Origin of the sequence: Streptomyces sp. NPDC001536 (assembly GCF_042894505.1) — a bacterium.
Taxonomy (GTDB): domain Bacteria; phylum Actinomycetota; class Actinomycetes; order Streptomycetales; family Streptomycetaceae; genus Streptomyces.
This window is the reverse complement of the sequence record NZ_JBIAVQ010000005.1, coordinates 24,768-36,987: the sequence shown is the minus strand read 5'-3', so window position 1 is coordinate 36,987 and position 12,220 is coordinate 24,768. Positions and strand designations below refer to the sequence as shown.

The window sequence follows — 12,220 nt, the reverse complement described above, 5'->3', positions numbered from 1 at the left end:
TGATCTTCACCAGCTGTCGCAGAACCGGGCAAGTCCAGGAAAACAACTGGCGGTACGGCATTCCGCCCAGGGGTACGTTGTCCGGCCGAGGGCCGCTCACGACCACCGCGCGGGGTCCGTCCCCCACGGTCCCGGCGGTCGCGCCCAGTCCGTCGGCCCGCCCGCGAAGGAGACCGGCGGCAGGACGTACCGCAACCGCCCCATGCCGCTGTCCGTCTCGGCGAGCCAGGCACCGGGCCCATCGTACGAAGCGTCCCCGCGCGCGTCGGCCTCGATGCCGTTCAACAGCCACTCCGCCGTCCGGGCCAGCGCCAGCCGTACGAACCGGCTGCCGCCCTCGTCCGCCTGCTCGGCCAGCTCCCGCAGCACGGCCGCCGCCAGCAGATACCCCGTCCCGTGGTCGAGAGCCTGCGCCGGCAGCGCCCCCGGCCGCTCCGTCGACCCCTCCACCGCCGCGATCCCGGTCGCCACCTGCACGAGACTGTCGAACCCGCGCCGCTCGCGCCAGGGCCCGTACGCGCCCCAGGCCGACAACTGCGCGACGACGACGCCCGGCCGCCGTTCCGCCAGCGCCTGCGGCGACAGCCCGAACCGGTCCAGGGCGCCCGGCCGGTACCCGGTGACGACCACGTCCGCCGCCGCGAGCAGTTCCTCGAAGGTCCGCCGGTCGGCCGCCAGGTCCAGCGTCGCCGACCGCTTCCCGAAGCCCGTGTCGGCGTGCTGGTCGGGGAGTTCGGGCAGCCGGGGCGCGTCCAGGCGCAGGACGTCCGCGCCGAGCAGGGCGAGCGTGCGGGTGGCGACCGGGCCCGCGATCACCCGGGTCAGATCCAGGACCCGCAGTCCGGCGGCCGGCAGCAGTGGAGCCGTCGCGTCGAGCGGCGCGAACGCACGCGCGCGTGCGGAGTCGAGCCGGCCCCGCTCGACCAACGGCCGCGCGGCCACCGCCACGGCCTGAGGATGCGCCGCCCACTCCCGCGGCGTCCGCAGCGCGACGGCGAGACCCCCGGCCGCGTACACGGCCTCCTCGACCTCCAGGGCGGACCGCTCGGCGAACGCCGCCTCAAGGGTGTCCGCCGGACCCATCACCTTGAGCAACCGCTCCCGGTGGTGCGGATAGTTGGCATGCGTCCGCACCCAGCCGTCGGCCGTGCGCCAGAACCTGGACAGGGGCGCGAAGGTGACCGGAGCCCGGCCATTGATCAACAGATGCCGCTCGCTGACGAACGCCGTGGCGACGGCCCCGTCGTCCACCCGTACGGCGGGCACCTCGCCGAGCCCGGCCCGCCGCGCCCCCAACTCGGCGGCGGCCTGCGCACATGCCTCGACACAGGCACGAGCCAACTCCCGCACGGGAAGCCGCGCTTGCAGAACGCCCTTGGCATTGACTCCAGTCACGACTTCACTATGCAGTATTGATTCAATCAATCTAGCCGGCGGGAAGCTGGGCACCGCCACTCCTGACACCGGTGCGGGGCATCAGAGCCCCGCACCGGCCCGGTTCGGGCTACTTCACCGCACGCAGCGCGTTGACGATGCCGTAACCGTAGAAGCCGTTCACCCGCTTGCCGCCGACGCAGGTCGCGTCCTGCGTGCCGTCGCCGTCCTGGTCGTAGGAGGCCGGGCAGCCCGGGTTGTCCGCCTGCGCCTTCAGCAGCGCCTGAAGCTGCGCCGGGGACGCCTTCGGGTGCGTCGACTTCAGCAGCGCGGCGACGCCCGCGGCGTGCGGGGAGGCCATCGAGGTGCCCTGAAGGAAGCCGTAGGAGTTGTTCGGCATGGTCGACAGGATGCGGCCGTTCTTCGACGGCGTGTCCGGGATCTGGTAGAGCCGGTCACCGCCCGGGGCCGCGATGTCGACGACGCCGTAACCGTACGAGGAGTAGTACGACTTCAGGTTCTGCACACCCGTCGCGCTGACCGTCACGACACCCGGCAGCTGGGTCGGCACATCGAAGCACTCGTGCGGGTCGATGGTGCGCGTCACCGGCGTGGAGTCGTCGGGGCTGCTGTCGTCGACGAGGGCGTCCGAGTCGAGGTCGTCGTTGGAGTTGCCCGCCGAGGCCAGGTTGAGCGTGCCCTTCTTCTGGGCGTACAGCGAGGCCCGGTTGACCGCGTCGACGATGGCCCGCTGGTCGGGGTCGTCGAGGCAGTTGTACAGCCACGGGTCCACGTAGTAGCTGTTGTTCGTGACCTCGACGCCGTGGTCGGCGGCGAACACGAACGCGCAGACGACGCTCTCCGGGTAGAAGAGGCCGTTGCTCGGGTCGGTCACATTGATGGCCGAGACCTTCACGCCGGGCGCGACACCGGCCACACCGATGCCGTTGCGGGCGGCGGCGATCTCACCGGCCACGTGCGTGCCGTGGTAGTCGTTCACGGTGTACGGCCGCCAGGCGCCCTCGGAGGTGTCCGGGACGCCGCCGTCGCAGTTGGCCGACTGCGAGGCGGAGAAGTTCGGCGCGATGTCCGGGTGGGTGTCGTCGACGCCGGTGTCGATGACGGCGACGGTGACCTTCTTGCTGCCCGGGTTGATCTGCGCGGCCTTGTCGGCGCCGATCGCCCGCAGGTCCCACTGGTCGGCCTCGAGGGGCTCGCTCTCCGCGGTGGCCGCGGAGGCGCTCTCGATCTTCTCGGCCTGTTCCTTCGTCAGGATCTGGGCCGCGCCCTCGTCCGTGGTGCTCGCGGGAGTCAGCGCCGAGGTGCGGGTCGCGCCCGCCGACTGCACACCGCGCACCGCGCGTATCTGCGCGCCGAAGTCGGGGTTGGCCGAGTGGACGACGATCACGCCGATCTTCTCGTACGTGATGACGATCGTGCCGCCCTTGGCGACGACGGCCTTCTTCACCGACGCGATCGTCTTGCGGTCCACCTTGGTGTTGACCACGTACGACAGGTTGGGCGCGTCCGCTGTCTGCGCGGTCGGCGCCGCGTACGGGGCGGCCGAGGCGGCCGCCGGCAGGAAGCCGAGCGAGGCGGTCAGCGACAGAACGACGGGCACGGCGAGCGCGAGCCGACGTCTGGAACGCAGATGAGGCATGGGATCTCCACATCATCCGGAAACGAGAACCGCCCGAACACAGGTGGTGCTCGGGCAGGTACATGACGGGTGGTGCAGTGGCGAAGCTATCTTGCGAAGTCGCTGGCCAGCAATGACCTACCCGGGGTGACTTCGGAAAGAAGCCCGGGCAGTTGAACCGCTCCTCGCGTGCCGCCGTGACGTTGGGCAGGGAGCACGAGCACGATCGAGCCCCCTGGTCACCGCGAGGAACAGAGCCGTCACATGTCCGTCGTACCGAACCCGTCCCCGAACCCAGAACCGTCCCCGTCCACCGTGGCAACAGCACCCGCAACGCGAGGAGACTCCGTGGCTACCGACGCACCGCCCCCCTCGAAAGAGCAACACACACTCCCCAGCACCGAGGAGTTCACCGCGGTGCAGGAGAGCGCGGAGTTCGGTGAACTGCGCCACTCCTACCGCTCCTTCGCCTTCCCCCTGACCGTCGGCTTCATCGCCTGGTACCTGCTGTACGTCCTGCTGTCGAACTACGCCGGCGACTTCATGGGCACCAAGCTGTTCGGCAACATCAACGTCGCCTTCGTCTTCGGCATCGCCCAGTTCGTCACCACGTTCCTCATCGCCTGGTGGTACTCGCGGCACGCCGCCGCGAAGCTCGACCCCAAGGCCGAGGCGATCAAGTCCCGTATGGAGGGCGACGCATGAGCATCGCGCAGCAGAGCGTCCTCGCGGCCGGCGAGGCCAGCGAGCACCGACCACTGATCATCAGCCTCTTCGCGGTGTTCGTCGTCGCGACCCTCATCATCACGGTCTGGGCGGGCCGCCAGACCAAGGACGCCGCCGACTTCTACGCCGGCGGACGCCAGTTCAGCGCCTTCCAGAACGGCCTCGCGGTCTCCGGCGACTACATGTCGGCCGCGTCGTTCCTCGGCATCGCCGGCGCGATCGCCCTCTTCGGCTACGACGGCTTCCTGTACTCCATCGGCTTCCTGGTCGCCTGGCTGGTGGCGCTGCTCCTGGTCGCCGAGCCGCTGAGGAACTCCGGCCGCTACACCATGGGCGACGTGCTGGCGTACCGCATGCGCCAGCGCCCGGTCCGTACCGCGGCCGGCACCTCCACGATCGTCGTCTCGATCTTCTACCTGCTGGCCCAGATGGCCGGCGCGGGCGTCCTCGTCTCGCTGCTGCTCGGCATCACCTCCGACGCGGGCAAGGTCGCCATCGTCGCCCTCGTCGGCATCCTGATGATCGTGTACGTCTCCATCGGCGGCATGAAGGGCACCACCTGGGTCCAGATGGTCAAGGCCGTCCTGCTCATCAGCGGCACGATCCTGATCACCTTCCTGGTGCTGCTGAAGTTCAACTTCAACATCTCCGACCTGCTCGGCACGGCCGCCGAGAGGAGCGGCAAGGGCTCTGCCTTCCTGGAGCCCGGCCTCCAGTACGGCGCCACCGGCACCTCCAAGCTGGACTTCATCTCCCTGGGCATCGCCCTGGTGCTCGGCACCGCGGGTCTGCCGCACATCCTGATCCGCTTCTACACGGTGCCCAACGCCAAGGCCGCCCGTAAGTCCGTGAACTGGGCCATCGGCATCATCGGCGGCTTCTACCTGATGACGATCGCGCTCGGCTTCGGCGCCGCCGCGCTGATCGACCAGAAGGAGATCATCGAGTCCAACCCGTCCGGCAACACGGCGGCCCCGCTGCTCGCCCTGCACCTGGGCGGCGTCGACTCGGCATGGGGCGCGATCCTGCTGGCCACGATCTCGGCGGTGGCCTTCGCGACGATCCTGGCGGTGGTGGCGGGCCTGACCCTCGCCTCGTCGTCCTCGTTCGCGCACGACATCTACGCCAACGTCATCCGCAAGGGCCAGGCGTCCGGCAAGGAGGAGGTCCGCGCGGCCCGCGTGGCGACCGTCTTCATCGGTGCCGCGGCCATCGGCCTGGGCGCCCTCGCCCGTGACCTCAACGTGGCCGGCCTGGTCGCCCTGGCCTTCGCGGTCGCCGCGTCCGCCAACCTGCCGACGATCCTCTACAGCCTGTTCTGGAAGAAGTTCACCACCCAGGGCGCCCTCTGGTCGATCTACGGCGGTCTGATCGTCGCCGTCGGCCTGGTGCTGTTCTCGCCCGTCGTCTCCGGCGACCCGAAGGCGATGTTCCCGGACGTCGACTTCGCCTACTTCCCGCTGAAGAACCCGGGCATCATCTCCATCCCGTTCGGCTTCGCGATGGGCTGGCTCGGCACCGTCCTGTCCAAGGAGGAGCCCGACGCCGGCAAGTACGCGGAACTGGAGGTCCGGTCCCTGACCGGCACCGGGGCCCACTGAGTCCACCGGGAAACCCGCTGTGACCGGCCGCGTCGTAGGTCTCTACGACGCGGCCGCGTCTTACCTCGTGGGATCGGGCACTGTCGATGTCAGTCCTGTCACGTAGGCTCGCAGGTGACGGTAGACGAGTGCTTCTCAAGTGCTCCGCAGTGCTTCGCAGACGAGGGAGGGGGCCCACGTGCTCATCGACACCTACGGCCGGGTGGCCACCGACCTGAGAGTCTCGCTGACCGACCGGTGCAATCTGCGCTGTACCTACTGCATGCCCGAGGAGGGCTTGCAGTGGCTGGCCAAGCCGGATCTGCTCACGGACGACGAGATCGTCCGTCTGATCGACATCGCGGTCACCTCGCTGGGTATCGAGGAGGTCCGTTTCACGGGCGGCGAGCCGCTGCTGCGGCCGGGCCTGGTGGGCATCGTGGAGCGGGTCGCGGCCCTGGAGCCGCGCCCCCAGATGTCCCTGACGACCAACGGCATCGGTCTCAGGCGCACCGCCACCGCGCTGAAGGCGGCGGGCCTGGACCGGGTGAACGTCTCGCTGGACACGCTGCGTCCGGACGTCTTCAAGACCCTGACCCGCCGGGACCGGCACAAGGACGTCGTCGAGGGCCTGTACGCGGCCCGTGAGGCGGGCCTGACCCCGGTGAAGGTCAACTCGGTGCTGATGCCGGGGCTGAACGACGACGAGGCCCCCGACCTGCTGGCCTGGGCGGTCGAGCACGACTACGAGCTGCGGTTCATCGAGCAGATGCCGCTGGACGCCCAGCACGGCTGGAAGCGCGACGGGATGATCACCGCCGGGGACATCCTGACCTCCCTGCGCACCCGCTTCGAGCTGACGGAGGAGGGCTCGGACAAGCGCGGCTCGGCCCCGGCGGAGCGCTGGATCGTCGACGGCGGCCCGCACGTGGTGGGTGTCATCGCCTCGGTCACCCGCCCGTTCTGCTCCGCCTGCGACCGCACCCGTCTGACCGCCGACGGCCAGGTCCGCACCTGCCTGTTCGCACAGGAGGAGACCGACCTGCGCGCGGCGCTGCGCTCGGGAGCGCCGGACGAGGAGATCGCCCGCATCTGGAAGGTGGCGATGTGGGGCAAGAAGGCGGGCGCGGGGTTGGACGACCCGACGTTCGTCCAGCCGGACCGGCCCATGTCGGCGATCGGCGGCTAGAGCAAGCTAGCCCCGCTCTTCCCACTCCTTGAGCAGGACCACGTCCTTCAAGAACCCCCGCACACCAAGGAACTGGGACAGGTGCTCCCGGTGCTCCTCACACGCCAGCCACGTCTTGCGACGCTCCGGCGTATGGATCTTCGGGTTGTTCCACGCGAGCACCCACACGGCATCCAGGCGGCAGCCCTTCGCAGAGCAGATCGGGGCGGGTTCTTCACTCACTGGTTCGTCTCACAAAGTGCCGTGAACAAGGCGACGCCGAGCAGCCACGGGGGGAGCTGCCCGGCGTCGGTCTGTCGCTCCGACGGGGGATGCGGAGCGCGTAGGAAGTATGTCACGGGTAACCCGTCGCCCGGCACTGGAACAACATGATTGATCTGAGCTTTTCTTGAGCTTGGTACGGAGGTGACTTCCGGATTCGGACCCTCCGCCAAGGTCATGTCCGCTCGCGCGGTTCCCCCCGCACACCCGCCTCCGAATCGCCCACGATGTCTTCCGGGAACGATTCCGCGGCGGCCCCCTGAGCGCTCGGCGGAGCGATCATCGGAGGCGTCGGCACGGTGACGAACGTGGACGGCAACGAGGGCGCGTTCTCCCGCCCCGCGTTGGCGATCACCACCGCTACATAGGGAAGCAGAGCCCCCAGCACCAACGCGACGATCGCGACGTGCCGTTCGACGTTCCAGAGCGAGACCGCGAGGATCACCGACGCCGTACGCACAGCCATCGAGATCACATACCGCCGCTGCCGGCCGCGGACATCGTCCTGAAGCCCCTGACGAGCCCCGGTGATCCGGAAAACCTGGGCGTTGCCTGCCGCATGCTGCTTCCGCATCACATTCCACCATCCGCCCGCATCGGACTCTCCCCGGCCCGTACCCACGCCGCCCCCGGCGAAGGAACCGGGCCCGGACACGTCCTACGTTACGCCGCGCCTCCGCCGCCTACGAGACCGGGGCACCTCCCGTCCGGGCGAGCGGCCTGCGCCGTAGCGCGTACGGCTTACTCGACATGCGCCGTACCGCGCACGGGTCGACACTGGGCGTAATGCTCACGTCGAGCCGTACTAGGAGGCAGCCATGGGCTGGTTGTGGGCGATCATCGTGGGATTCGTGCTGGGTCTGATCGCGAAGGCGATCATCCCGGGCAAGCAGCACAGTCCCCTCTGGTTGACGACCATCTTCGGCATGCTGGGCGCCATCGCCGGCAACGCGATCGCGCGTGCCGCGGGCGTCGAGGAGACCTCCGGCATCGACTGGAGCCGCCACGCGTTCCAGCTCATCGCCGCGATCATCATCGTGGGCGTCGGCGACATGCTGTACATGGCGACGCTGGGCAAGAGGAAACAGCGGACCTGAGCGCACTCGCGCCGAGAGGGGCGGCCTCCCGCACGGGAGACCGCCCCTCTCGCTGTGTGCTCAGGCGCCCGTGACCTCGACCGCCGCCAGGTTCTTCTTGCCCCGGCGCAGCACCAGCCAGCGACCGTGCAGCAGGTCCTCCTTGGCGGGAACCGCGTCCTCGGCCGCGACCTTCGCGTTGTTCACGTAGGCCCCGCCCTCCTTCACGGTCCGCCGCGCGGCGGACTTGCTGGCCACGAGACCGACCTCGGCGAGCAGGTCCACGACGAGACCCAGCTCGGCGACCTGGATGTGCGGTACCTCGGAGAGGGCCGCCGTGAGCGTCTTCTCGTCCAGGTCCGCCAGCTCGCCCTGACCGAACAGCGCACGGCTCGCGGCGACCACCGCGGCCGTCTGGTCGGCGCCGTGCACCAGCGTCGTCAGCTCCTCGGCCAGCGCGCGCTGCGCGGCACGGGCCTGTGGACGCTCCTCGGTCTGCCGCTCCAGCTCCTCGATCTCCTCATGGGACTTGAAGCTGAAGATGCGCAGGAACTTGGAGACGTCACGGTCGTCCGCGTTCAGCCAGAACTGGTAGAAGGCGTACGGCGTGGTCATCTCCGGGTCGAGCCAGACCGTGCCGGACTCCGTCTTGCCGAACTTGGTGCCGTCGGCCTTGGTGATCAGCGGCGTGGCCAGCGCGTGCACCACGGCGTCGGGCTCGACCCGGTGGATCAGGTCGGTGCCCGAGGTGAGGTTGCCCCACTGGTCGCTGCCGCCGGTCTGGAGCGTGCAGCCGTGCCTGCGGAACAGCTCCAGGAAGTCCATGCCCTGGAGGATCTGGTAGCTGAACTCGGTGTAGCCGATACCCGCGTCGGAGTTGAGCCGCCGGGCGACGGCCTCCTTCGCGATCATCTTGTTGACCCGGAAGTACTTGCCGACGTCCCGCAGGAACTCGATGGCCGACAGCCCCTGGGTCCAGTCCAGGTTGTTGACCATGATCGCGGCGTTCGGGCCCTCGAAGTCGAGCAGCGGGGTGATCTGCGCCCGGAGCCGCTCGACCCACTGGGCCACGACGTCCGGCGAGTTCAGCGTCCGCTCCGCGGTCGGCTTGGGGTCGCCGATCAGACCCGTCGCACCGCCCACCAGGCCCAGCGGACGGTTGCCCGCCTGCTGGATGCGGCGCATCGTCAGGATCTGCACGAGGTTGCCGAGGTGCAGGCTGGGTGCGGTCGGGTCGAACCCGCAATAGAACGTGACGGGGCCGTCCGCGAACGCCTTGCGCAGTGCGTCCTCGTCAGTGGAGAGGGCGATCAGCCCGCGCCACTTCAGCTCGTCGACGATGTCCGTCACGGTTCTCGTATCTCCTTGGATGATCTTCGGCGGTCGGGTGACAACCAGCTACGAGGTTATACGCCCCGACTGACAGAGCTCATATTGAAGTCCGGCACCCTCAGGGCCGGCATCGCGGCCCTGGTGAACCAGTCGCTCCACTCCCTCGGCAGCGTCTTTTCCGTGCGCCCGGCCTCGGTGGCCCGGCCCAGCAGGTCCACCGGCGACTCGTTGAACCGGAAGTTGTTGACCTCGCCGGTCACCTCGCCGTTCTCGACGAGATAGACGCCGTCCCGGGTCAGACCGGTCAGCAGCAGCGTGGCCGGGTCGACCTCGCGGATGTACCAGAGGCAGGTCAGCAGCAGCCCGCGCTCCGTGTCCGCGACCATCTCCTCCAGCGAGCGGTCCTCGCCGCCGTCCAGGATCAGGTTGTCGATGCCCGGCGCCACCGGCAGCCCGGTCAGCCCGGCGCTGTGCCGGCTGGTCAGCAGGCTGCTCAGCTCGCCCGCCCGCATCCATTCGGTGGCCGTCAGCGGCAGCCCGTTGTCGAACACCGACGAGTCGCCGCCGGAGGAGTGGGCGAGCACGAACGGCGCGGACTCCAAGCCCGGCTCGTTCGGGTCGCTGCGCAGGGTCAGCGGCAGCTCGGTCAGCCGGTCGCCGAGCCGGGTGCCGCCGCCGGGCTTGGAGAACACCGTCCGGCCCTCGACCGCGTCCCGGCCGGACGCCGACCACATCTGGTAGATCAGCAGGTCCGCCACGGCGGTCGGGGGCAGCAGCGTCTCGTACCGTCCGGCGGGCAGGTCGTGCTTCCGCTCGGCCCAGCCGAGGCGCACGGCGAGCTCGGCGTCCAGCGCGGCCGGGTCGACGTCCTTGAAGTCCCGGGTGGAGCGGCCGGCCCACGCCGAGCGCGTACGGTCCGGGGACTTGGCGTTCAGCTCCAGCGTCCCGTTGGGCTGGTCGTGGCGCAGGCGCAGACCCGTCGACGTACCGAGATAGCTGGAGACCAGCTCGTGGTTGGCGAAGCCGTACAGTTCGCGGCCGCCCGCACGCGCGCGTGCGAAGGACTCGCCGAGCGCCGGGGCGAAGTCGGCGAACACCGCGGAGGAGGTCTCGCTGGGCGCGTCCGTGAAGTCGGGGGACGCCGGTACGTCCGTCACCAGCGGCTGCGCGTCCTCGGCGGGTGCCGCACCGCGCGCGGCGGCCTCGGCGGCCCGGACCAGGGACTCCAGCTCGTCCACGGTGACGGCGGCCCGGGACACGACCCCGGAGGCGGTGCCTTCCTTGCCGTCGACGGTCGCGATGACGGTGAGCGTGCGCCCGCGCGTGACGCCGTTGGTGGTGAGCGCGTTGCCGGCCCAGCGCAGGTTCGCCGTCGACTGCTCGTCGGCGATGACGACACAGCCGTCGGCCCGCGACAGCTCCAGGGCACGCTCGACGATCTCGTGCGGCTTGTTCGTACGAGGACTCATCGACCGGCCTCCTGCGTCGTGTTGAGGATGTTGACTCCCTTGAAGAGGGCCGACGGGCAGCCGTGCGACACCGCCGCTACCTGACCCGGCTGGGCCTTGCCGCAGTTGAAGGCGCCGCCGAGGACGTACGTCTGCGGACCGCCGACGGCGGCCATGGAACCCCAGAAGTCGGTGGTGGTCGCCTGGTAGGCGACGTCCCGCAGCTGGCCGGTGATCCGACCGTTCTCGATCTTGAAGAACCGCTGGCCGGTGAACTGGAAGTTGTAGCGCTGCATGTCGATCGACCAGGACCGGTCGCCGACGACGTAGATGCCCCGGTCGACCCCGCCGATCAGGTCCTCCGTCGACATCCCGGCCGGGTCCGGCTTCAGCGAGACGTTGGCCATGCGCTGCACGGGCACATGCCCGGGGGAGTCGGCGAAGGCGCACCCGTTGGACCGCTCGAAACCGGTCAGCTTCGCGATCCGCCGGTCCAGCTGGTAGCCGACGAGCGTGCCGTCCTTCACCAGGTCCCAGGACTGGCCCGCGACGCCCTCGTCGTCGTAGCCGATGGTCGCGAGGCCGTGCTCGGCGGTGCGGTCGCCGGTGACGTTCATCAGGTCGGAGCCGTACCTGAGTTTGCCGAGCTGGTCGAAGGTGGCGAAGGAGGTGCCGGCGTAGGCGGCCTCGTAGCCGAGCGCGCGGTCCAGTTCGGTGGCGTGGCCGATGGACTCGTGGATCGTCAGCCACAGGTTGGACGGGTCGACGACCAGGTCGTACACGCCCGACTCGACACTGGGCGCCCGCATCTTCTCGGCGAGCAGCTCCGGGATCCGCTCGAGCTCGCCGTCCCAGTCCCAGCCGGTGCCCGTGAGGTACTCCCAGCCGCGGCCGACCGGCGGCGCGATGGTCCGCATGGAGTCGAACTCGCCGCTCGACTCGTCGACCGACACCGCGGTCAGCGACGGATGCAGCCGCACCCGCTGCTGGGTGGTCACGGTCCCGGCGGTGTCGGCGTAGAACTTGTTCTCGTGGACGGTCAGCAGTGACGCGTCGACGTGGTTGACCCCGTTCGCCGCCAGCAGCCGCGCGCTCCAGTCGGCGAGCAGTCCGGCCTTGTCCTCGTCGGGCACGGTGAACGGATCGATCTCGTACGACGAGATCCAGGTCCGCTCGGAGTGCACCGGCTCGTCGGCGAGCTCGACACGCTCGTCCGAACCCGCCGCCTTGATCACCTGGGCGGCCAGCTTCGCCATCGCCACGGCCTGCGAGGCGACCCGCGCCGCCGCGTCCATGCTCAGATCCACGCCCGACGCGAAACCCCATGTGCCGCCGTGCACGACCCGTACCGCGTACCCGAGGTCCGTGGTGTCCGACGACCCGGCGGGCTTGGCGTCCCGCAGCCGCCAGGACGCGCTGCGCACCCGCTCGAACCGGAAGTCCGCGTGCTCGGCGCCCAGCGCACGCGCGCGTGCCAGCGCGGCGTCGGCCAGGGCGCGTAGGGGAAGCGCTGTGAAGGCTTCGTCGATGGTATGAGGCACCGAGGTATCTCCCTGCTCTCGTGACCTGTGGACTCCGATCATGTCGTGCGCGCG

At 69.7% G+C, this 12,220-nt stretch carries 11 protein-coding genes; 4 read left to right on the top strand and 7 right to left on the bottom strand.

What is annotated here, in order from left to right; genetic code table 11:
* Nucleotides 1-96: 96 nt before the first annotated feature.
* Entirely contained in the window at nucleotides 97-1,425 is a 1,329-nt protein-coding gene (locus tag ACFY0U_RS15620; protein WP_388635443.1) for a CoA transferase, read from the bottom strand.
* 79 nt (nucleotides 1,426-1,504) lie between these two features.
* Nucleotides 1,505-3,034, bottom strand: coding sequence for a S8 family serine peptidase (locus ACFY0U_RS15615; RefSeq protein ID WP_388635441.1), 1,530 nt, complete (start codon nucleotides 3,032-3,034; stop codon nucleotides 1,505-1,507).
* Between the two features lie 327 nt (nucleotides 3,035-3,361).
* Here ACFY0U_RS15615 and ACFY0U_RS15610 point away from each other — a divergent pair, with 327 nt between their 5' ends.
* From ACFY0U_RS15610 to moaA, 3 genes are all read left to right on the top strand, one after another.
* Nucleotides 3,362-3,718, top strand: a complete 357-nt coding sequence (locus tag ACFY0U_RS15610) for a DUF485 domain-containing protein (RefSeq protein WP_388635439.1) — start codon at nucleotides 3,362-3,364, stop codon at nucleotides 3,716-3,718.
* A complete protein-coding gene (locus tag ACFY0U_RS15605; protein ID WP_388635437.1) occupies nucleotides 3,715-5,340 on the top strand; it encodes a cation acetate symporter in 1,626 nt (541 codons plus the stop codon). Before ACFY0U_RS15610 ends, ACFY0U_RS15605 begins: the two co-directional genes overlap by 4 nt.
* Nucleotides 5,341-5,518: 178 nt before the next feature.
* Nucleotides 5,519-6,508: a GTP 3',8-cyclase MoaA gene (gene moaA / locus ACFY0U_RS15600; RefSeq protein WP_388635435.1), complete on the top strand. Its 990-nt coding sequence runs from the start codon at nucleotides 5,519-5,521 to the stop codon at nucleotides 6,506-6,508.
* Between the two features lie 6 nt (nucleotides 6,509-6,514).
* Here moaA and ACFY0U_RS15595 read toward each other — a convergent pair whose 3' ends face one another.
* Both ACFY0U_RS15595 and ACFY0U_RS15590 read right to left on the bottom strand, forming a co-directional pair.
* Nucleotides 6,515-6,730, bottom strand: a complete 216-nt coding sequence (locus ACFY0U_RS15595; RefSeq protein ID WP_388635433.1) for a hypothetical protein — start codon at nucleotides 6,728-6,730, stop codon at nucleotides 6,515-6,517.
* 214 nt (nucleotides 6,731-6,944) lie between these two features.
* Complete coding sequence (locus ACFY0U_RS15590; RefSeq protein WP_388635431.1) at nucleotides 6,945-7,343, bottom strand: DUF3099 domain-containing protein; 399 nt, start codon at nucleotides 7,341-7,343, stop codon at nucleotides 6,945-6,947.
* A 244-nt stretch (nucleotides 7,344-7,587) separates the two neighbouring features.
* On the opposite strand from ACFY0U_RS15590, the gene ACFY0U_RS15585 reads away from it, so the two are divergent.
* Nucleotides 7,588-7,866 carry a GlsB/YeaQ/YmgE family stress response membrane protein gene (locus ACFY0U_RS15585; protein WP_388635429.1) on the top strand — a complete coding sequence of 93 codons (279 nt, stop codon included), beginning with the start codon at nucleotides 7,588-7,590 and terminating at the stop codon, nucleotides 7,864-7,866.
* 60 nt (nucleotides 7,867-7,926) lie between these two features.
* Here the strand turns inward: ACFY0U_RS15585 and tyrS are convergent, their stop codons facing one another.
* Genes tyrS through ACFY0U_RS15570 form a run of 3 tightly spaced genes read right to left on the bottom strand, consistent with a single transcriptional unit; the run spans nucleotide 7,927 to nucleotide 12,166 of the window.
* Nucleotides 7,927-9,195 carry a tyrosine--tRNA ligase gene (tyrS, locus tag ACFY0U_RS15580; protein ID WP_388635427.1) on the bottom strand — a complete coding sequence of 423 codons (1,269 nt, stop codon included), beginning with the start codon at nucleotides 9,193-9,195 and terminating at the stop codon, nucleotides 7,927-7,929.
* Between the two features lie 56 nt (nucleotides 9,196-9,251).
* On the bottom strand, nucleotides 9,252-10,646 hold the full coding sequence (locus tag ACFY0U_RS15575) for a metallopeptidase TldD-related protein (protein WP_388635425.1): 1,395 nt from the start codon (nucleotides 10,644-10,646) through the stop codon (nucleotides 9,252-9,254).
* Entirely contained in the window at nucleotides 10,643-12,166 is a 1,524-nt protein-coding gene (locus tag ACFY0U_RS15570) for a TldD/PmbA family protein (protein ID WP_388635423.1), read from the bottom strand. Before ACFY0U_RS15570 ends, ACFY0U_RS15575 begins: the two co-directional genes overlap by 4 nt.
* Nucleotides 12,167-12,220 lie beyond the last annotated feature (54 nt).